Source organism: Sphingomonas sp. BGYR3 (assembly GCF_025153455.1).
In the GTDB taxonomy this organism is placed as follows: Bacteria; Pseudomonadota; Alphaproteobacteria; order Sphingomonadales; family Sphingomonadaceae; genus Sphingomonas.
The window spans coordinates 93,501-114,410 of the sequence record NZ_JANZNT010000001.1; the positions used below are offsets into that span (position 1 = coordinate 93,501).

The following is a 20,910-nucleotide window of genomic DNA, read 5'->3' on the forward strand; positions in this document are numbered from 1 at the left end:
GCACGCATGGCCCAGCCGATCCACATCCTGCATCTCCATTCCAGTTTCGACCTGGGCGGTAAGGAGGCGCGTGCCGTGCGGCTGATGGCCGCATTCGGCGACCGGGCGCGCCACACCATCGTTTCGGGCGTGCCCGATGCCCTTGGCGCCCGCGCTGCAATCCCCAAAGGCGTGCGGTACGAAATTGCTCAGGATCCGCCCCCCCTGACCGGCAAGCCTTCGGTCGCCCGCTATGAAGCCATTGCCCGCTTCATGCGCCGGTTCGACCTGGTGCTGACCTATAACTGGGGTGCGATCGACGGGGTGATGGCCAAGCGCGTGTTCCCCAAGGGGACACCGCCGGTGGTGCATCATGAGGATGGGTTCAACGAGGACGAGGCGAGCGGCCTCAATCCAATCCGCAATGTCTATCGCCGCTTTGCCCTTGGCGCTGCCCATGCGCTGGTGGTGCCCAGCCACATCCTGGAAAAGATCGCGCTCGGTACTTGGAAACAGCCGTCATCGCGGGTGCATCGCATCGCCAACGGCATCCCTGTCGCCCGCTATGCACAGGCGTGCTCGGCAAAAGCTATTCCGGGGTTCGTCCGCCGCGCCGACGAGGTGGTGGTCGGCACACTTGCCGGAATGCGGCCGGTCAAGGATTTGCCGATGCTGGTCCGTGCGGTGGCCGGCGTCGTCCATGCGCGGGTCCGGCTGGTGATCGTCGGGGAGGGGCCGGAACGCGCGGCAATCATGGATGCGGCGGAACTGAACGGCATGGACGATATGGTCCACCTGCCCGGATTTCTGCCCGAACCCTGGCGCTATATGGGCCTGTTCGACATTTTCGCCCTGTCCTCCCGCAGCGAGCAGCAGCCGATTGCGGTGATGGAGGCCATGGCCGCCGGGTTGCCGGTCGTATCGACACCGGTCGGCGACATCGCCCGGATGGTGGCGCCGGAAAACGAACCGCTGATCAGCATCGACCATAATCCTGTGCATCTGCGCGACCGGATTCAGGTGATGGCGCTGGATGCCGATGCGCGCCGCAGGATCGGTGCCGCCAATCAGGCGCAGGCGCGGGCGTTGTTCGATGAGGACCGCATGATTGCGGCCTATGCCGCGCTCTATGCCGGTGCGATGGGCAGGCCCGGAATATTGGGCTGACGCCGGTCATGCGTGTTGCCCCAGCAGCACGCGTCAAGGAAATGCTCGCCCTCTTGCGCGGCATCCGCTAGTGACGGGGCGGGGAAGGTTGTTTGCTGTACCGGAGGCAGAGTGTTCAAGGGTTTGAAGCCGATCATCTATAACGGCCAAGAAGTGTGGCCGCTGATCGAAGGGGGAAAGGGCGTCGCCGCCACCAATCATGCCAGCGCCGGGGCATGGGCCGCAGCGGGCGGCATCGGCACCGTCTCCGCCGTCAACGCAGACAGCTATGACGCCGAAGGGCGCATCATCCCTCAGGTCTATCGCGCGCTCACGCGCCGCGAACGGCATGAGGAACTGATCGAATACGCCATCGAAGGCGCGGTTCAACAGGTGCAGCGCGCATGGGAACTTGCGGGGGGCAGGGGCGCGATCAACATCAACGTCCTGTGGGAAATGGGCGGTGCGCAGCGGGTGCTGCACGGCGTTCTGGAACGGACGCGCGGCATGGTGGCCGGGGTCACGTGCGGGGCTGGCATGCCGTACAAGCTGTCGGAAATCGCCGCGCATTACAACGTGTCCTACCTGCCGATCGTGTCGTCCGGCCGGGCGTTCCGCGCCCTGTGGAAGCGGGCCTATTCCAAGGCGGCAGAGCTGTTGTCGGCTGTGGTCTATGAAGATCCCTGGCTGGCCGGCGGGCATAACGGTCTGTCCAACGCCGAAGATCCGCGCGCGCCGCAGGATCCCTATCCCCGTGTGCAGGCGCTGCGCGAAACGATGCGCGAGGGCGGGATTTCCGACGACGTGCCGATTGTGATGGCTGGTGGCGTCTGGCACCTGCGCGACTGGAACGACTGGATCGACAATCCTGAACTGGGCCAGATCGCCTTTCAATTCGGGACGCGCCCGCTGCTGACCAAGGAAAGCCCCATTCCGGAGGCCTGGAAGCAGAAGCTGATGGAGATCGAGGAGGGCGATGTGCTGCTTCACCGCTTCTCGCCGACCGGCTTTTATTCCTCGGCCGTCCGCAATCCGTTCCTGCGCAATCTGGAAGCGCGGTCGGAACGGCAGATCCCGTTTTCCACACAGGCAGCGGGGGATCACACGTTCCAGCTGGACGTGGGGGTCAAAGGCAAGAATTTCTGGGTGACGCGCGGCGATCTGCTCCGCGCGCGGGAATGGTTCGGCCAGGGCTTTACCGATGCGCTGAAAACGCCAGACAACACGCTGGTGTTCGTCACGCCCGCCGAAAAGCAGGAAATCCGCAAGGATCAGGCGGATTGCATGGGCTGTCTGTCGCAGTGCAGCTTTTCCAGCTGGGCCGATACAGAAACCAATTCCACGGGCCGCCTGGCCGATCCGCGCAGTTTCTGCATCCAGAAGACGTTGCAGGACATTGCCCATGGCGGGGAAACCGACCGCAACCTGATGTTCGCTGGCCATGCGGCCTACAAGTTCAAGCGCGACCCCTTTTACTCCAACGGTTTCGTGCCGTCGGTAAAGCAGCTGGTCGACCGCATCCTGACAGGCGACTGAGCGACCGGTTGCCGGGAAGAGGGGGCGTGAAAGCAATGCGGATCGACAGGCGGATGGCCGCAGCCATGGTTGCCGCGCTGACCTTGTCAGCCGGCGTTGCCCAGGCGCAGCGGCGGGAAACCCCCTATTACGCGTCCATCGCGGCGCAGGAGGCGCGGATGCGGACCGGGCCCGGGCAGAATTACCCGGCCAGCTGGCTCTATGTCCGCAGAAACCTGCCCGTCCGCGTCGTCGCCATCTACAAGGACTGGCGAAAGGTGGAGGATCCGGGCGGCACACAGGGCTGGGTATTCTCATCCCTGTTGAGCGCCAGCCGGACCGCCATGGTCACGGCCGATGTCGCCGAATTGCGCGCATCGGCCAGCACTGCCGCCCGTGTGTCATGGCGTGCCCAGCGCGGCGTCGTGGGCAAGGTCAGCAAATGCCGCGGCAGCTGGTGCTATCTCGATGTGAACGGTCGCGGCGGATTTGTCGAACAGGCAAAGCTGTGGGGCGTCGATCCCGGCGAGACGTTCTGACGGGCGACTGATTCGTCTGCGCCGGGTCTGATCGACGGCAGATCAGTGCATCAGCTCCACCGCCATCGCCGTCGCCTCACCGCCGCCAATGCACAGCGATGCCAGGCCGCGCTTCTGACCGTTGCGACGCAGGGCGGAAATCAGCGTGGCCAGGATGCGCGCACCCGATGCACCGATGGGATGACCCAGCGCGCATGCGCCGCCATGGACATTGACCACGGCGTGATCCAGCGACAGATCGCGCATCGCGATCATCGCGACAACCGCAAATGCCTCGTTCACTTCGAACAGGTCGACATCGCCCGCCTGCCATCCCGCCTTGTCCAGCGCCTTGCGCATCGCATCCACGGGAGCGGTCGTGAACCGGGCGGGGGCATGGGCGTGCGCGGCGTGGGAAACGATCCGGGCGACGGGGTCGAGGCCCAGCCGGTCGGCCACGCTGGCCCGCGTCATTACCAGCGCGGCTGCGCCGTCGGAAATGGACGAGGCATTGGCGGCTGTGATCGTGCCGTCACGGGCAAAGGCGGGCTTCAGCGTCGGGATCTTAGCCGGATCGGCCTTGAGCGGCTGTTCGTCGGTGTCGACGGTCACCACGCCCTTGCGCCCGCTCACCTCGACGGGGACGATCTCTGCACGGAACGCCCCCGATGCCTGAGCCGCCCGCGCGCGTTCCAGCGATGCGATGGCATAGGCGTCCTGTTCCTCGCGCGTGAACTGATAATCGCGCGCTGCCTCCTCGGCAAAGCTGCCCATCAACCGGCCGGGCTCATAAGCGTCCTCCAGCCCGTCCAGAAACATGTGATCCTTCATCGCATCATGGCCGATGCGCGTGCCCGAACGATGCGCCATCGACAGATAGGGGGCGTTGGTCATGCTCTCCATCCCGCCCGCCACGATGACGTCGGCCGATCCGGCGGCCAGCGCCTCAGCGGCCATGATCGCGGCCTGCATCCCCGATCCGCACATCTTGTTCACCGTCGTCGCCTCGACATGCAGCGGCAGGCCGGCCCCCAGTGCCGCCTGACGCGCCGGTGCCTGGCCAAGGCCTGCGGGCAGGACACAGCCCATATAGATGCGCTCCACCGCCGCGCCCGACAGGCCGGCACGCTCCACCGCCGCACCGACGGCCGTCGCGCCCAGCGCCGTGGCGCTTGCCCCCGACAGGCTGCCCTGGAAACTGCCCATCGGCGTGCGCGCGGCAGAAAGAATGACGATCGGATCGGAAGACATCGGTAAGCTCCGGCGTTGATGTAGCGGCCCGGCAGGAAAAGGTGCCGGGCAGATGGCGGAAACAGCAAACTAGGCGCGCGGCGGCAGATATGCAAAGGCGGCCGCTGACAGGGAGATTACAATGGACAGCCCCTTTGTCGAGGCGATCAAATGGATTGCGACCGCCAGCGGCGTGATCGCCGCGTTGATGGTGTCGCTGGACAGCGGGCGGCGCGTGACGGGGTGGGGGTTCGTCATTTTCGTCGGATCGTCCATCGCCTGGATCACGGTGTCGCTGTTGTCTGGCGATCCGGCGCTCGGCACCCAGAACGGGGTCCTGCTGGCGATCAACATCTTCGGGGTCTATCGGTACCTGATCCGGAAAACCGCTGATGCCGATGGCTGAACCGGACTGGATATGGCCGTTCGGACTGGGATTGCTGGGCCTGGTGTTCGGCAGTTTCATTGCGACCGCGGCCATCCGCTGGCCCGCCGGACGCTCGCCCATGGCCGGCCGGTCGGCATGCGATCACTGTGCGGCGACGCTTGGCCCGGTCGAACTGATCCCGCTGATCGGTTTCCTGTGGCTGCGCGGGCGATGCCGCCGGTGCAGCGGGCGGATCAGCCGGGTTCATCCGCTGATCGAGGCACTGGCCATGCTGATCGGCGTGATTGCGGGGATGGAGGCACCGGGGATGGCCGGTGCGGCTGGCGCGGTCTTCGGCTGGATTCTGTTGCTGCTGGCCAGCCTGGATGTCGCCGCCTTCTGGCTGCCCGACTGGGGTACCGGCGCGCTGGCCATGCTTGGGCTGTGTGCGGGACTTGCCGGGCTGGACCCGCCGCTGATCGATCGCGCGATCGGCGGCGTTGCCGGTTTCGTCGCGTTATGGGCCGTGGCGCAGACCTATCTGCGGGCGCGCGGCCGCATGGGGCTGGGCGGCGGCGATCCCAAATTGTTTGGCGCGATCGGCCTCTGGCTGGGGTGGGAAGCGCTGCCCTTGGTTCTGCTCGGCGCGTGCATCATCGGGCTGATCGTCGTGCTCGCGATGCTGGTCAGCGGGCGGAATGTCCATTCGGGCAGCCGCTTGCCCTTTGGGGCATTGCTGGCGCTTTCGGCATTCCCCATCTGGATGATCGACGCTATCCGATAGCAAATCGAAACGGAAAAAAGAGGAGGGCTGGCGATGAGCGACCTGAAGGCACTGCTGGCGGCCCAGCGCACGGCATTTCAGGCCGAATTGCCCGTATCGCTGGCGGTCCGCAAGGACCGGCTGACCCGCGCCATCGCCATGATCCGCGACAATGCCGACGCGTTTTGCGACGCGCTGTCAGAGGATTTCGGACATCGCAGCCGGGACCAGTCCATGCTGACCGATATCGTCGCATCGATCGCGCCGCTTGGCCATGCGCTGAAATCGCTAGACCGCTGGGCACGGCCCGATCGGCGCAAGGTGCAGTTTCCGCTCGGTCTGCTCGGTGCGCGCGCTTGGGTTGAGTATCAGCCCAAGGGCGTAGTCGGAGTCATTTCGCCCTGGAACTTTCCGGTGCAGCTGTGCATCGCCCCGCTGGCCGGGATCCTTGCCGCTGGCAACCGCGCCATGGTCAAGACCAGCGAGTTTACGCCCGCAACCGCTGCGTTGTTCGAGGCAGTCTGCCCCCGCTATTTCGCAGCAGAGGAGCTGGCCTTCGTGTCCGGCGGGCCGGATGTGGGGAAGGCGTTTGCTGCGCTGCCCTTTGACCATCTGATCTTTACCGGTGCAACGGGGATCGGCCGCCACATCCTGCACGCGGCGGCCGACAACCTGACCCCTGTCACGCTGGAGCTGGGCGGCAAATCGCCGGTCATCTTCGGCAAGGGTGTCGACATGGCGCGCGCGACCGAGCGGGTTGCGATCGGCAAGATGTTGAACGCGGGACAGATCTGTCTTGCCCCCGATTACCTGTTGGTGCGCGAGGATCAGGAACAGGCCACAGTCGATGGCCTGAAGGCCGCGGCCAGTGCCATGTATCCCCGCCTGATCGACAATCCGGATTATACCGCGATCATCAACGACCGGCACCATCAGCGCCTGACCGAATGGCTGGACGATGCCCGTGCCAAGGGCGCCCGGATCGAGACGGTCAATCCCGCCAGTGAGGATTTCGGGGCCAGCAACAGCCGCAAGATGCCGCTCCACATTGTACGCGGCGCAACCGATGCGATGACCGTGATGCAGGAAGAGATTTTCGGTCCGATCCTGCCGGTACGCACCTATGCCGCCATCGACGACGCGATTGCCGAGGTGAACCGGCGCGACCGGCCGCTGGGCTTTTATTATTTCGGGCCGGACGATGCGGAGCGGCGGCGTGTGCTGGATCGTACCATTTCCGGCGGCGTGACGCTGGACGATGTGGTGTTGCACGTGTCGATGGAGGATCTTCCCTTTGGCGGCATCGGGCCATCGGGGATGGGGGCCTATCATGGCCTGGACGGGTTCCGGACATTCAGCCACGCCCGCGCCATCCTGAAACAATCGCGGTTGGACGTCGCCAAACTTGCCGGGCTGAAGCCGCCATATGGAAAGGCGATCCGCGCAACGATCCGCCGCCAGCTCGGATGAAAAAATAGGCCGCCTCACGAAGAAGCGGCCTGTGAAAAGTTTTAGGAGAGGATGCCTGAAAGGCATGGTTTATATGCAGTGCAGCGCGTTTGTTCGCAAGTGCAAAATGATATCGCTATCATTGCATATTCTGCAACTCATGGTTTCTATTCGTGGATGCGCCAGCCGATCGGCTTGAAACTGCCGCCGTTGGACGCAGGCGCCGAACAGGCGGTCAGGCCGATCACCAGGTCCATTTCAGCGCGGAACCGGATCGCGTCACCCGCCCGGCTGATCGGCGGCAAAACGGACAGCTTGCCGGTTTCCGCATCGACGGCCACGTGCATGAAGATGTTGAACGCGACCGGGATCCGGTCCGGGGAAATGCCCCAGGGCGCAAGCGCCGCGGCCAGATTGCCGAAACACCCGCGATGCACGGGCAGGTCGGGATAGAAATGGCGAAACGTCCCCTCGGAGCAGGGGGTCAGCAGAAAGTCGTGACGGCCGACATCATCGTGAATGATGGTCAGCATCGGATTGGAACGGTTGGAAAACAGCTGGTGCCCGGTCGTCAGGAACAGCGTCTCGGCATAATCCAGCGTTCGGCCGGACGAGATGACTTCATCCAGGTCATGCGCGTTGAACGCCAGCATGTCGGACACCTGAACCCCCTTTGGATCGACGACCTCCAGCACCTGTCCCTTTTTAAGGTCGAATGCGGTGCCGCTTCGTTCGGGGATCAGGTTGAGCACTGGCTCGCGCGCAGTCGCGTTCACTTGGCCTCCTCGCCGGCATAGCTGAACGGACATTGCCATTCCGGATCGACGGCGCGGCCGGAATATTGCCGTGCCTCGCTGATCTCTCCATGCCGGGCGAGCATCGGGTTGCGGCTGCCCGCCAGCGCTTCGTCCCGCGCCAGGATCTTGTCGCGCATCCCCTCATATTTGCCATCCGCGCGCAAGCGTTCGAACTGATCATGCAGGTTGAAGATCATCGCCGGCCGGGCGAACCGGCGGGCGGGGCGGCTGGCGCCGGGATGCAGACCGACGATGAAGAACGCTTCTCCGCCGAAACTCAGCGAGAAATGCGGATTGTCGGGATCGGCGCTGACCCGCGGATCATAGCGCTGGCCACGCCAGACATCCTTGTCGGACAGAGACTGGACGCGGCGCCACAGCGCGGCCTCGAACGCCGACTCGTCGAGTTCCGCCGGTCCGTCGAAGACCACTGCCATGCTGCGATACAAGGCGCGGTCGCGGCGATACGCCTCGACAAATGCCATCAGCGTGTCGTGAATGCGCACATCGTCCCATGCGCTGTCGATCCGGTCGCAGGCCAGGACACACAGCGTTCCCCGTGCCAATGCCGCCTTTGCCCCGACACAGGGAAAGGATCGTTCCTCGACATGCGCAAACAGGCGCTGTTCCAGCTCATGCTGTGCGCTATGTTGCCAATTGAACATTCCGGTCAGCCCCTCCTTTTACCGTGGAGGGGGTAACCTTCGGCAAATCAAACGGTTCCGGGCAGCTTTGCCTTGGGAAATCCCGTCCAGGCAGCGTCATAGTCGGGCTGGGCATGGCCCTGCGCAAAGCGGGTGGGGCGATAGACCCAGCGGCTTTCCAGCATGAACGCCATGGTGCCTTCGATCTTGTGGGGCTTCAGCTCCGCCTCGCTCGCCTTGCGCCAGCTGGTGACGTCCGGGCCATGCCCGGCCATCTGATTGTGCAGCGAAATCGCGCCCGGGCCAAAGCCTTCGCCCTCCTTGGCATCATACACGCCGTGGATCAGGCCCATCGCCTCCGACATGAAGTTGCGATGGAACCAGGGCGGGCGGAACGTGTCCTCTGCCACCATCCAGCGCGGCGGAAAGATTACGAAATCCGCATTGGCCGTGCCCGGCACGTCGCTGGGTGAGGTCAGCACGGTAAAGATCGACGGATCGGGATGATCGAAACTGACCGTGTTCATCGTGTTGAACCGCGACAGATCATACCGGCACGGCGCGTAATTGCCGTGCCAGGCGACCACGTCCAGCGGGCTGCGGCCAAGATCAGTCGACCAGAGCGTGCCGCCGAATTTCTGTATCAGCTCGAACGGCCCCTCCACATCCTCGAACCACGCGATGGGGGTTTCGAAATCGCGCGGGTTGGCCAGGCCATTGGCACCGATCGGCCCGAGGTCTGGCAGGCGGAAGGGCGAACCGAAGTTTTCGCAGACATAGCCGCGCGAGGCACCATCGGTCAGCGTCACGCGAAACCGCACCCCGCGCGGGATCAGCACGATATGGCCCGGTGCGGCCTCGATCCGCCCAAGCTCGGTCAGTACCGCGATCCCGCCCTGTTGCGGCACCAGCACCGTTTCCGCATCGGCGTTCACGAACGCGCGGGCGGTCATGTCCCTGTCCGCGCGCCAGATATGGAGCGCAGCGCCATGCTGATCCCCCGGCGATCCGGCAACCAGCATCGTGGTCAGGCTGTCGAGCCAATCGGTCCCTTCGCTGATCGTCAGCGGTGACCAGCGCAGCCGGTTCGGCGCAAGCGGCGCGTTCCCGGTATCGGCGACAAACAGCGGTGCGCCGGCATAGGGCGTAAAGGGTTCATGTGCTGCGCTGGGTCGCAGGCGGTATAGCCAGCTGCGGCGATTTTCATGCCGGGGCGCGGTAAAGGCGGTGCCCGACAACTGCTCTGCATACAGGCCGAATGCGGGTCGCTGCGGCGAATTGCGGCCGACGGGCAGCGCACCGGGCACCGCCTCCGTCGCGAAATGGTTGCCGAAACCGGACAGATAATCGGTCATGCTCGCTCCATGCCCCCTCTCCCGAAGGAGAGGGGAAGTGTCCATCAAGCCTTTGCGGGCACGACGCCGCGTCGGATCTGGTCCAGTTCGATGCTTTCGAACAGCGCCTTGAAATTCCCCTCGCCAAAGCCGTCATTGCCCTTGCGCTGGATGATCTCGAAAAAGATCGGGCCGACCATGTTTTCGGTAAAGATCTGCAGCAGCAGGCCCCCGCCGGTTTCCGGCGCCCCGTCGATCAGGATCTTGCGCTTGCGCATCTCCTCGACGTCATGGGCATGGCCGGGCAGGCGCTTGTCGATGAGGTCGAAATAGGTGTCGGGCGTGTCCTGAAACCGGATGCCGCGGGCGCGCAGGGCATCGACCGTGGCAAAGATATCGTCGGTTGCCAGCGCGATGTGCTGAATGCCCTCGCCCTTATAGTCCTTGATGAACTCCTCGATCTGGCTGTGTTCATCCTGGCTTTCGTTCAGGGGAATACGGATCTTGTTGTCCGGCGCGGTCATCGCCTTGGAAAACAGGCCCGTCGCCTGACCTTCGATGTCGAAATAGCGGATCTGGCGAAAGTTGAAGATGCGCTCGTAATAATCCGCCCAGTAATCCATCCGCCCGCGCTTCAGATTGTGGGTCAGGTGGTCGAGCGTGTGCAGACCGACCGAATGATCGTCCGCGCTGGCGCCGGTCGGCTCGAAATCAATGTCATAAATGGTGGCCGCGCCGCGTCGGTCGACCAGATACAGGTTCGCCCCGCCAATCCCCTCGATCGCCGGGATGTTCAGCTCGGCCGGGCCGACCTTGCCCTCCACAGGCACGGCGCCCTGTTCGACCGCCAGCTTGAGCGCGGCGGCCGCATCCTTGACGCGAAAGGCCATGGCATTGGCGCTTGGCCCATGCTGCTCCCGGAAATCGGCGACCTGGCCGGTCGGCTCCATATTCAGGATGAAATTGATGTCACCCTGCGCATAATGACGCACATTCTTGGACCGGTGCGTGCCGACATGGGTAAAGCCCATTGCGGTGAACAATCCGGCCAGCGCCTGCGGATCGGGGCCGGTGAACTCGACGAATTCAAAGCCATCGAGACCCATCGGGTTGGGCATATCAGACATTGCGCTCTCCGGTGTAACTGGTAACATCGGTTACTAAATAGCGGAACCAAGCGCGGATGCCAAGGCTCAGTCTCGATCAGTTCCTGCCCTATCGCCTGTCCATCGCGTCGAACCGCGTATCGGGGGCGATTGCGACGGCGTATCAGGCGCTGTTCGGCCTTAAAATCCCAGAATGGCGGCTGGTCGCCGTGCTGGCGGAGGAGGGGGCGGCCAGCCAGCAGGCGCTGGGCGTGCGCACGCGGATGGACAAGATGACGGTCAGCCGCGCCGCGCTGACGCTGGTCGAACGCGGGCTGGTGACGCGAACCGCCAATCCCGCGGACCAGCGGTCGCAGCTTTTGTCGCTCAGTGCGTCCGGCCGGCAGCTTTACGACGAGATCGCACCAAAGGCGCTGGCGATGGAGGCGGAATTGATGGCCGGTTTCTCTGATGCCGAACGCGAGCGATTGACCGGTTATCTGGTGCGGTTAGAGCAGGCGGCAGAGCGGATCGGCACGGGCCACAGCTGAATCCCGCCAGAACCGATCACGGCCCGATAATGGGGGAATGCGAATGACCGATGCCGTCGTGCGCGCGGGCTTGTCGATCGATGCCGCGCTGGCCGGGTTTCTGGAGGACGAGGTGCTGGCCCCCTTGGGACTGGACGCCGATGGCTGGTGGTCGGGCGTTGCGGCGATCCTTGCCCGGTTCGTTCCCGAAAACCGGGCGCTGCTGGCGGAGCGGGACCGGATTCAGGCCGCTCTGGACGAATGGCACCGCAACCATCCCGGACCGATTGCCGACATGGCCGCCTATCAGGCGTTCTTGCGTCAGATCGGCTATCTGGTGGATGAACCCGTCCCCTTTGCCATCGGCACCACTAATGTGGACGCAGAAATCGCGACGATGGCCGGGCCGCAGCTTGTCGTCCCCGCGCTCAATGCCCGGTTCGTGCTGAATGCCGCCAACGCACGCTGGGGCAGCCTGTACGATGCGCTTTACGGAACGGACGCGGTTCCGGGCGGCGCAAGGCCGGGCGGATATGATGTGGACCGCGGCGCGCAAGTGATTGCGCGGGCAAAGGCGTTGCTGGATCAGGCGGTGCCGCTGACCGGGCTGAGCTGGGCAGACTGGTCGGGCGGCACGCTGCCGCTGGCCGATCCGGGCCAGTTTGTCGGGTCGGCGGGCGACAATCTGCTGTTCAGTCACCATGGCCTGCATATCGAGGTGGTGATCGACCGCGGCCATCCCATCGGCGCGACCGATCCGGCCCGCATCGCCGATGTGGTCCTGGAATCGGCGCTGACTGCGATCATCGACCTGGAGGATTCGGTTGCCGCCGTGGACGCGGCCGACAAGCGGCTGGGCTATGCCAACTGGCTGGGCCTGATGCGCGGCGATCTGTCGGAAACGTTCGACAAGGGCGGGCGCAGCCTGACCCGGCGGCTCCATCCCGACCGCGATTATGCCGCGCCGGATGGTGCGCCCTATCGGCTGCCGGGCCGCGCCCTTCTGTTCGTGCGCAATGTCGGCCACCTGATGACGACGCCCGCCGTGCATCTGCCCGATGGCAGCGAGGCGCCGGAGGGGATGCTGGACGCGATCATCACCAGCACCATCGCGCTGTTCGACCTGCGCGGGCTGGGCCAGCATCGCAACAGCCGCACGGGCAGTGTCTATATCGTCAAGCCGAAGATGCACGGTCCCGCCGAATGTGCGTTCACCAACGCCCTGTTCGACGCGGTCGAGGATCTGCTCGCCCTGCCGCGCCATACGATCAAGGTGGGGGTGATGGATGAAGAGCGGCGGACCAGCGCCAACCTGGCCGCGTGCATCCATGCCGTCCGCGACCGGATCGTGTTCATCAACACCGGGTTCCTCGATCGCACGGGGGACGAAATGCACACCGCGATGCACGCCAGCGCGATGATCCCCAAGGCGGAGATGAAGGCAAGCGCATGGATCAAGGCGTATGAGGACCGCAATGTCCGCATCGGCCTTGCCTGCGGCCTGTCGGGCCGGGCGCAGATCGGCAAGGGGATGTGGGCCGCGCCCGATCGTATGGCGGACATGATCGAACAGAAGATCGGCCATCCGATGAGCGGCGCCAACACCGCCTGGGTCCCTTCGCCCACCGCCGCCACGCTGCACGCCATGCACTATCATGCGGTCGACGTGTTTGCGCGGCATCGGGACATCGCGGGCGAGGCCATCCCCGGCCTGGACGGGCTGTTGACCATCCCGGTCGCTGCGGGGCGCAACTGGACGGCCGAGGAAGTGGGGCGGGAACTCGACAACAATGCTCAGGGGATCCTTGGCTATGTCGTTCGCTGGATCGATCAGGGGGTTGGCTGTTCAAAGGTGCCGGACATCAACGATATTGGCCTGATGGAGGACCGGGCGACCCTGCGCATCAGTGCCCAGCACATGGCGAACTGGCTGCACCACGGTGTCGCCACGCCGGATCAGGTCGATTCCGCGCTGATCCGCATGGCGGCCAAGGTGGATGCCCAGAATGGGGCCGATCCGTTGTACCGGCCGCTGACGCCGGACAGCGCCGCCTTTCGCGCCGCACGCGCGCTGGTGTTTGATGGCATGGCGCAGCCCAATGGCTATACCGAGCCGCTGCTTCATGCCTGGCGCCTGCGGGTCAAGGCAGGTGCTTACTGACTGGATTGTCAGTAAGCCATGGTCTAGCCTCCATGCCGGGAAAGAGGAGTGCCGATGGCCGAGCGGTTCGACGTGGTCGTGGTGGGTGCCGGTATTTCCGGCATCGGCGCTGGCGTTCACCTGAAACATCGCTGCCCGGATCGCAGCTTCGTGATCCTGGAGGGACGGGATCGGATTGGCGGCACGTGGGACCTGTTCCGCTATCCCGGCATCCGGTCGGACAGCGACATGTTCACGCTCGGCTATTCCTTTCGCCCATGGACGGACAGCAAGGCGATTGCCGATGGTCCGTCCATTCTGCGCTATCTGCACGACACGGTGCGGGACGAGGGGCTGGACGGACATATCCGCACGGGCACGCGGGTCATGGCCGCCGACTGGTCGACGCCTGATGCGCTTTGGCGGGTGACCGTCGAACAGGACGGGGCGCAATCTTTGATCGAATGCAGCTTCCTGTTCCTTGGGTCGGGCTATTACGACTATGCGCGCGGCCACACCCCCGATTTTCCGGGACAGGCGGACTTTGCTGGACAGGTGATCCACCCGCAATTCTGGCCGGAGGCACTGGATTATGCGGGCAAGCGGATCGTGGTGATCGGCAGCGGGGCAACCGCAGTGACCCTGGTGCCGGAACTCGCCAAACAGGCGGGCCATGTCACGATGTTGCAGCGATCGCCCACCTATATGGCGTCGCGCCCGTCTGAGGATGTGCTTGCCAACTGGATGCGCGATCATCTGCCGCTAAAGCTCGCCTATGGCATCACCCGCTGGCGCAACGTCCTGTTGCAACAGGTTTTCTACAAGCTGGCCCGTGCCCGGCCGCGTCAGTTTGCCGACCGGCTGATCGGCATGGTCCGCGATGCGCTGCCCGCGGGCTATGATGTCGAGACGCATTTCACCCCCAGCTACAAACCGTGGGATCAGCGGGTCTGTCTGGTCCCGGATGCCGACCTGTTCACGGCGCTGGGCGAGGGGCTGGCAGAGGTGGTGACCGGCCGGATCGATCGGTTCGCGGCGGATGGCATCCGCCTGACCGACGGGCGGATGCTGCCCGCCGATATCGTGGTGACGGCAACGGGGCTGGAACTGAAGCTGATGGGCGGCATTGCGGTCAGCGTGGACGGTGTGCCGCTGAACCTGCCCGATACGCTGAATTACAAGGGCATGATGCTGTCGGACGTGCCCAATCTGGCGATCTGTTTCGGCTATACCAATGCGAGCTGGACGCTGAAGGCCGACCTTACAGCGGCCTATGTCTGCCGCCTGTTGAATGCCATGCGCGCGCGCGGAATGCGGCAGGCAACGCCGCGCGTCTCGGCAGAGGCGACGGGCGAGGCGCCATTTCTGGATTTCACATCCGGTTACGTTCAGCGCGCCATGGCGCAGTTTCCTAAACAGGGGACGCGCAAGCCGTGGCGGCTGCACCAGAATTATCTGCTCGACCTGCTCGCGCTGAAATACGGGTCGGTGGACCGCGAGATGGAATTTTCCAATCCGGTCCCGGCACCCGCCGCCACCTGAACTTTTGGTGCAACGCAACCAGCCCCTGTTCGTTGGGGGGTGGGAGGCAATCGTTGCATGCATGAACCTTTGGCGGAAAACGCGCATAATCTTACCAACCTCGTGCCGCCCCCGTCGCCCGACGGGCCGTTTGCGCTGTTCCTGGACCTGGATGGTACGCTGATCCCCATTGCGGATCGGCCGGATGCGGTGGTTGTGCCTGACGCGTTACCGTTGCTGCTGGCCCGTCTCGCCGAACGGCTGGACGGACGGCTTGCCATCATCAGCGGGCGTTCGCTCGCCACGATCGATTCGCTGTTGGGGTTGGGCATGATCGCCGCCAGCGGCAGCCACGGGCTGGAGCTTCGCAACAGTGACGGCACGATCACGGCGGTGACGCGCCCTGATACGCTGGACGAGGCGCTGTGCGAGCTTGAGGTCTTTGCCGGACAGCGGCCGGGCATGCTGGTCGAGCGCAAGCCGCTCGGCGTCGGCATCCATTATCGCGGCGCACCCGAACAGGCGGACGAGGCCGAGCAACTGGTCGAATGCCTTGCCTCTGTCCACCGGCTGAAGGTGCAGCGGGGCAAGATGGTGTTCGAACTTCGCCCGCGCGGGGCGGACAAGGGGACGGCGCTGCGCCGGTTCATGGACGATCCGGTCTTTGCCGGCGCGCTTCCCTGGTTCGTCGGCGATGACGTGACTGACGAGCCGGCGTTTATCGCCGCCCGTGACCTTGGCGGCGGCGCTGTGCTGGTCGGAGAGGCGCGTCCAACCTCGGCCAGCTATCGCCTGCCCGATGTTGATGCGGTCCATGCCTGGCTGGACGCACTGGATCAGGCGAAATGATGGATCGGACAACGCTGGACCTGTGGCCCATTGGTAATTGTCAGGTCGCCGCGCTGATCGACCGGCAGGCTCGGCTCGTCTGGGGCTGTGCGCCGCGCTTTGACGGTGACCCGCTGTTCAGTTCCCTGATCGACGGGCGGGATCCCGCATCGGACGATGCGATCGGCCTGTGGGCCATCGACTTGGAAGACTGTGCTGAGGTCGAACAGGCTTATGTCCGCAACACCGCCATCCTGCGCAGCCGGTTACGGGATCAGGCGGGCAACGCCATCGAAATCCTTGATTTCTGCCCCCGGTTCGAACGGCTGGGGCGGACTTATCGCCCCGTATCCTTTGCCCGCATCGTCCGCCCGCTGACGGGAAGCCCGCGCATCCGCGTCCGGCTGCGCCCGACGCGCGACTGGGGCGACAGCGCGGTGATCACGACCAGCGGATCGAACCATATCCGCTACCTGCTGGCCGGACAGACGATGCGCCTGTCCACCAACGCCCCTGTTGGGCTGACGCAGGAGGAACGCTGGTATCGGGTCGAGCGCCCGTTGCACTTCTTCCTCGGTCCGGATGAGAGTTTTTCGGGCGACATTGCGACCACGATGGACGAAATGCTCGCCTATACGACCCATCATTGGCAGCATTGGGCACGCGGCCTTGCCACCCCGCTGGAATGGCAGGATGTCGTCATCCGGTCCGCGATCACGCTGAAGCTCTGCCAATATGAGGAAACCGGGGCGATCGTCGCCGCGCTGACCACGTCGATCCCGGAACATGCCGGATCGCAGCGCAACTGGGACTATCGCTATTGCTGGATCCGCGACGCCTATTACACGGTACAGGCGCTGAACCGCGTCGGCGCGCTGGACGTGCTGGAGGGGTATCTCGGCTATCTGCGCAACATCGTCGATGATGCCAAGGGCGGTGCGATCCAGCCGCTCTATGGCCTGCTCGGCGAAAAGACGCTGATCGAGGCAGAGGCACCCCGCCTGTCCGGCTATCGCGGCATGGGGCCGGTGCGCGTCGGCAATCAGGCCTATGAACAGGTTCAGCACGACGCCTATGGCCAGATCGTCCTGTCCAACGTGCAGGCATTTTTCGACCAGCGCCTGTTCCGGATGGCGGGCGAGGAAGATTTCGCCGCGCTGGAACGGGTCGGCGAACGCGCCTTTGCCGTCTATGATCAACCGGATGCGGGCCTGTGGGAACTGCGCACCCGCCAGTCGGTCCACACCTATTCCGCCGCCATGTGCTGGGCGGCGTGCGACCGGCTGGCCAAGGCGGCGGAGCGGCTGGGCCTTGATGATCGTGCGGCCTTCTGGGCCGGGCGGGCCGATACGATGCGCGCAACGATCGAGGGCGCGGCGTGGCGTCCGGACACGCGGCGCATGTCGGCGACGTTCAGCGGCGATGACCTCGACGCCAGCCTGATCCAGCTTCTGGACCTGCGCTTCCTGACGCCGGACGATACCCGCTTTCAGGACACGCTGACCGCCGTGGAGCAGGGCCTGCGCCGGGGCAGCCATATGCTGCGCTATGACACGGAGGATGATTTCGGCCTGCCCGAAACGGCGTTCAACGTCTGCACCTTCTGGCTGATCGAGGCGCTGCACTTCACCGGCCGCGATGCCGATGCACGGGCATTGTTCGACGAAATGCTCAGCCGCCGCACCGCCGCCGGCCTGCTGTCCGAGGATATCGATCCGGCAACTGGCGAACTGTGGGGCAATTACCCGCAAACCTACTCGCTGGTCGGCATGATCAACTGCGCTGTTCTGCTCAGCAAACCATGGAGTGCCATAAGATGAGCCGCCTGATCGTCATTTCGAACCGCGTTTCGGCGCCGCGTGACGGTCAGAACGGGGCTCAGGGCGGTCTGGCGGTGGCGTTGTCGGCGGCGCTGCGCGAAATGGGCGGCATCTGGTTCGGCTGGTCCGGGGAGACGACGGACAGCTTCAACGGGCATATCCATTTTCAGCGGGCACAAGGCGTCACCAGCGCGACGGTGGACCTGGAGCCGCAGGATATCGAGGAATATTACAACGGCTATGCCAACCGAACGCTATGGCCGCTGTTCCACTACCGCATCGACCTTGCCGAATATGAGCGGGGCTTTGCCGGCGGGTATCAGCGGGTCAATGATCGATTTGCCGAAACCGTCCGGCCGCTGATCGACAAATCGGACTTGGTCTGGGTTCAGGATTACCATCTGTTCCCGCTGGGCCAGATGCTGCGCGATCGCGGCTGTACCAACCGGATCGGCTTTTTCCTGCACATCCCATGGCCGCCCCGCCGCCTGTTGAACACCATGCCGGAGGCGGCGGATCTGGGCCGGACGATGTTCGCCTATGACCTGATCGGCTTTCACACCGAGGAATGGCTGGACAGCTTTGTCGATTTTGCCGTCCGCGATCTTGGCGCGAAACTGGACGGGGACCTGCTGACCCTTGGCGACCGGCACGTCCGGGTGATGACCTGTCCCATCGGCATCGACACGCGTGAGTTTGTTGCGGCCGCGCAGACGACCAATGCCCGCCTGACCTATCGCCGGATGAAGGACAGCGCCGTTGGCCGCGACCTGATCGTCGGGGTCGACCGCCTCGATTATTCCAAGGGGCTGGAGGAACGGTTTCTCGGCTATGAGCGGTTCCTTGCCGACCATCCGGAGGAGCGCAAGGAAGTGTTCCTGCTGCAGATCGCGCCCCCGTCGCGGGGTGCGGTCGAGAGCTATCGGAAAATACGAGCCTCGCTGGAGGGGCTGGCCGGTCACATCAATGGGGCCTATGCCGATATGGACTGGGTACCGATCCGCTACGTCAATCAGGGGTATCCCCGCGACGTGCTGGCCGGCATTTACCGCGCGGCGCGGATCGGGCTGGTTACGCCGCTGCGCGACGGCATGAACCTGGTGGCGAAGGAATATGTCGCAGCCCAGAACGCCGACGATCCCGGCGTCCTGATCCTGTCGCGCTTTGCGGGTGCCGCCGCGCAGCTTGGCGAGGGGGCGGTGCTGGTCAATCCGTTCAGCGCGGATGAAATGTCGGACGCGCTGCTGCGTGCGCTGCGGATGCCGCTGGAGGAGCGTCAGGCGCGCTGGCGGTCCATGATGGACAATGTGGAGCGCGAGGATGTGCTGTGGTGGCGCAAGCGGTTTACCGATGCTCTGGTCCAGGAACCGGTCGTCGCCTGATCCCGGTCCGGTTTTCACCGCAAAGCGATGATGGATGTCGTAATCACGCGGTCAGCGGATCCACGGCCCTTCGCGAAACCATTTCGTGATGATGTATTTGGTGCCCTGTGTCACCGCCATCCCCTCATGCAGGGTGTCGTAGTTGGGACTGCCATCGGCGAGCATGTTGTTCCATGCGAGCAGGAACCCTCGCTTCGGCCGAAACTTGACCCCGGCCAGCGGAAACCAGGTCGCGCCCCCTTCCTCGACATCGTTCAGGAAGATCATCGCCGTCCACGTGCGCTGGCCGCCCGATTTCTGCATGTCCGCCCAATAGCTTTCGGTGGAATGAAAGAAATCGTGGTGCGCGCGAAATTGCTGGCCGGGCGCATAACGCTGGCCCTGAATGGTTTCGCCATAATTGGGATGGATGCCCAACAGGTCGGCAATCGCCTCGTCCACCGGCTGGATATCCGGCGCCCAGCGATCGAGGTCACAGCTGTCGCTGGTGCGGAAATAGGGGTCGGCGCTGTCGGACAGCAGCGTCGATTTGCGGCTGCCCGCATCGATCCGCGCGATCAGCAGGTCGCACGTCGCCTGCGGCATGAAATCCGCACCGAAATAAATGTCGGCATTGGGGATATTGGCGCGTTTCAGGCGGGGATTGGCGTCAAGCCGCGCCTTGACGTGCGCGCCGATCTCGGCACGGACGGGGCTCGGCTCCGGGGGGCGTCGGGTCGTCGTCTTCACGATCCCGGTCTTGCCCCCGATGGGTCCCGAAACGCAAGAGGCCGGGGTTGCCCCCGGCCTCTCTGGTTCAATCCGGCGTCTGCTTACCAGAAGATGTCATAGACGACATCCACGACCTGACCGGTCCGCAGATCGACCAGCAGCGCATCGTCGTAATAACGGACCCAGCGGAACGCGCCATATGCTGGCGGCAGCCGATAGCTGAACGGGTCGTTGATCCAGTAATTCGGGGCAAACAGGAACGAGCCCAGCGTTATACCGACCGAGAACCGGCGATAGCCATAGCCCCAGCCCTGCGGTGCGTAGTAACGCGGCAGGCGATAGGCCTGACGATTGCGCTCGCGGTACCAGCGCCAGTTATAGCGGTTGTCACGGCTCCAGCCGCGATTCCAGCCGCGCCGGTCGTCCCATCCCTGGCGATACCGCTGATTGTCGCGCCAGTCGCCATAGTTGCGGCCCCAATTGCCGTTTCGGTCCCAGCCGCGATTGTCGTTGCGATCCCGGCGCAGGTCCTGACGGTCCGTGCGGAAGTCGCGGCGATCCTCGCGCCGGTCCACCCGGAAATCGCGCCGGTCGTCATTGCGGTCGCGCCGGAAATCCTGGCGATCGTCCTGACGCTCTCGACGGAAATCCTGGCGGTCGTCGCGGCGATCCCGGCGGAACTGTTCCTGCGTCACCTGACCATTGCGGAACGCACCGCGATCCTCGCGCCGCTCCTGCCGGAAATCCTGGCGATCATCGCGCCGGTCAACCCGGAAGTCCCGGCGATCGTCGCGACGCTCGCCGCGAAACTCCTGCCTGTCGTCCCGGCGCTCCTGCCGGAACTCCTGACGCGGCTGGCGCTGCTGACCCTCGCCGCCGCCCCAGCGCTGGCGGTTTTGACCGCCACCCCGGCCGCCGCGATTGCCATTGCCCCAGTTGCCCCGCTGGCCGCGCTGGCCGCGTTCCCGGTCCTGCATGAACAGGTCGGCCTCGGCCGCGATGCCGGCTGGCGCGGGCAGCATGTTAAGGGCCGACGGACCGGCCTTGCGCGGATCGGATCCTGTGGCGGCACTGGCCGGAACCGGCCACAGGGCAGTGGCGGCGATCAGGCCGAACAAAAGGGAATGGCGCATCATTGGCTCTCCTGCGGC

19 protein-coding genes are annotated in these 20,910 nt (G+C 64.6%); 12 read left to right on the forward strand and 7 right to left on the reverse strand.

Features of this window, described 5'->3' with window-relative positions; translation table 11 throughout:
* Positions 1-6 precede the first annotated feature (6 nt).
* The 3 genes from NYR55_RS00450 (at position 7) to NYR55_RS00460 (ending at position 3,179) form a co-directional block, all read left to right on the forward strand.
* Entirely contained in the window at positions 7-1,146 is a 1,140-nt protein-coding gene (locus tag NYR55_RS00450) for a glycosyltransferase family 4 protein (RefSeq protein ID WP_260019291.1), read from the forward strand.
* A 111-nt stretch (positions 1,147-1,257) separates the two neighbouring features.
* A complete protein-coding gene (locus NYR55_RS00455; RefSeq protein ID WP_260019292.1) occupies positions 1,258-2,661 on the forward strand; it encodes a nitronate monooxygenase in 1,404 nt (467 codons plus the stop codon).
* A gap of 53 nt (positions 2,662-2,714) precedes the next feature.
* A complete protein-coding gene (locus NYR55_RS00460; protein WP_260019293.1) occupies positions 2,715-3,179 on the forward strand; it encodes an SH3 domain-containing protein in 465 nt (154 codons plus the stop codon).
* Between the two features lie 42 nt (positions 3,180-3,221).
* Here the strand turns inward: NYR55_RS00460 and NYR55_RS00465 are convergent, their stop codons facing one another.
* The gene (locus NYR55_RS00465; protein ID WP_260019294.1) at positions 3,222-4,409 is read right to left on the reverse strand and encodes an acetyl-CoA C-acyltransferase; all 1,188 of its coding nucleotides are present in this window, start codon (positions 4,407-4,409) and stop codon (positions 3,222-3,224) included.
* Positions 4,410-4,530: 121 nt separating this feature from the next.
* Between NYR55_RS00465 and NYR55_RS00470 the strand changes: the two genes are divergently transcribed.
* Genes NYR55_RS00470 through NYR55_RS00480 form a run of 3 tightly spaced genes read left to right on the forward strand, consistent with a single transcriptional unit; the run spans position 4,531 to position 6,988 of the window.
* The gene (locus NYR55_RS00470) at positions 4,531-4,794 is read left to right on the forward strand and encodes a hypothetical protein (protein WP_260019295.1); all 264 of its coding nucleotides are present in this window, start codon (positions 4,531-4,533) and stop codon (positions 4,792-4,794) included.
* Positions 4,781-5,539, forward strand: a complete 759-nt coding sequence (locus NYR55_RS00475) for an A24 family peptidase (RefSeq protein ID WP_260019296.1) — start codon at positions 4,781-4,783, stop codon at positions 5,537-5,539. The genes NYR55_RS00470 and NYR55_RS00475 overlap by 14 nt, the downstream gene beginning before the upstream one ends.
* A 33-nt stretch (positions 5,540-5,572) precedes the next feature.
* Positions 5,573-6,988: a coniferyl aldehyde dehydrogenase gene (locus NYR55_RS00480; protein WP_260019297.1), complete on the forward strand. Its 1,416-nt coding sequence runs from the start codon at positions 5,573-5,575 to the stop codon at positions 6,986-6,988.
* 146 nt (positions 6,989-7,134) lie between these two features.
* Here NYR55_RS00480 and NYR55_RS00485 read toward each other — a convergent pair whose 3' ends face one another.
* The 4 genes from NYR55_RS00485 to hppD are packed head-to-tail and all read right to left on the reverse strand — an operon-like array spanning position 7,135 to position 10,869.
* Complete coding sequence (locus tag NYR55_RS00485) at positions 7,135-7,743, reverse strand: urea carboxylase-associated family protein (protein WP_260019298.1); 609 nt, start codon at positions 7,741-7,743, stop codon at positions 7,135-7,137.
* Positions 7,740-8,429: a guanitoxin biosynthesis heme-dependent pre-guanitoxin N-hydroxylase GntA gene (gene gntA, locus NYR55_RS00490; protein ID WP_260019299.1), complete on the reverse strand. Its 690-nt coding sequence runs from the start codon at positions 8,427-8,429 to the stop codon at positions 7,740-7,742. Before gntA ends, NYR55_RS00485 begins: the two co-directional genes overlap by 4 nt.
* Before the next feature lie 47 nt (positions 8,430-8,476).
* The gene (hmgA, locus tag NYR55_RS00495) at positions 8,477-9,763 is read right to left on the reverse strand and encodes a homogentisate 1,2-dioxygenase (RefSeq protein ID WP_260019300.1); all 1,287 of its coding nucleotides are present in this window, start codon (positions 9,761-9,763) and stop codon (positions 8,477-8,479) included.
* 44 nt (positions 9,764-9,807) lie between these two features.
* On the reverse strand, positions 9,808-10,869 hold the full coding sequence (gene hppD / locus NYR55_RS00500; protein WP_260019301.1) for a 4-hydroxyphenylpyruvate dioxygenase: 1,062 nt from the start codon (positions 10,867-10,869) through the stop codon (positions 9,808-9,810).
* 56 nt (positions 10,870-10,925) lie between these two features.
* Between hppD and NYR55_RS00505 the strand changes: the two genes are divergently transcribed.
* Genes NYR55_RS00505 through NYR55_RS00530 form a run of 6 tightly spaced genes read left to right on the forward strand, consistent with a single transcriptional unit; the run spans position 10,926 to position 19,048 of the window.
* On the forward strand, positions 10,926-11,378 hold the full coding sequence (locus NYR55_RS00505; RefSeq protein WP_260019302.1) for a MarR family transcriptional regulator: 453 nt from the start codon (positions 10,926-10,928) through the stop codon (positions 11,376-11,378).
* A gap of 43 nt (positions 11,379-11,421) precedes the next feature.
* Complete coding sequence (locus NYR55_RS00510; RefSeq protein ID WP_260019303.1) at positions 11,422-13,518, forward strand: malate synthase G; 2,097 nt, start codon at positions 11,422-11,424, stop codon at positions 13,516-13,518.
* Between the two features lie 54 nt (positions 13,519-13,572).
* Positions 13,573-15,039 (forward strand): NAD(P)/FAD-dependent oxidoreductase, encoded by a 1,467-nt coding sequence (locus tag NYR55_RS00515; protein WP_260019304.1) that lies wholly within the window; start codon positions 13,573-13,575, stop codon positions 15,037-15,039.
* Between the two features lie 57 nt (positions 15,040-15,096).
* Positions 15,097-15,867, forward strand: coding sequence for a trehalose-phosphatase (gene otsB, locus NYR55_RS00520; protein ID WP_260019305.1), 771 nt, complete (start codon positions 15,097-15,099; stop codon positions 15,865-15,867).
* Positions 15,864-17,666, forward strand: a complete 1,803-nt coding sequence (locus NYR55_RS00525) for a glycoside hydrolase family 15 protein (RefSeq protein ID WP_260019306.1) — start codon at positions 15,864-15,866, stop codon at positions 17,664-17,666. Before otsB ends, NYR55_RS00525 begins: the two co-directional genes overlap by 4 nt.
* Positions 17,663-19,048: a trehalose-6-phosphate synthase gene (locus NYR55_RS00530; protein ID WP_260019307.1), complete on the forward strand. Its 1,386-nt coding sequence runs from the start codon at positions 17,663-17,665 to the stop codon at positions 19,046-19,048. Before NYR55_RS00525 ends, NYR55_RS00530 begins: the two co-directional genes overlap by 4 nt.
* Before the next feature lie 51 nt (positions 19,049-19,099).
* Here NYR55_RS00530 and NYR55_RS00535 read toward each other — a convergent pair whose 3' ends face one another.
* Positions 19,100-19,777, reverse strand: coding sequence for a 2OG-Fe(II) oxygenase (locus NYR55_RS00535; protein ID WP_260019308.1), 678 nt, complete (start codon positions 19,775-19,777; stop codon positions 19,100-19,102).
* An 83-nt stretch (positions 19,778-19,860) separates the two neighbouring features.
* Entirely contained in the window at positions 19,861-20,895 is a 1,035-nt protein-coding gene (locus NYR55_RS00540; RefSeq protein WP_260019309.1) for an RcnB family protein, read from the reverse strand.
* Positions 20,896-20,910: the final 15 nt, after the last annotated feature.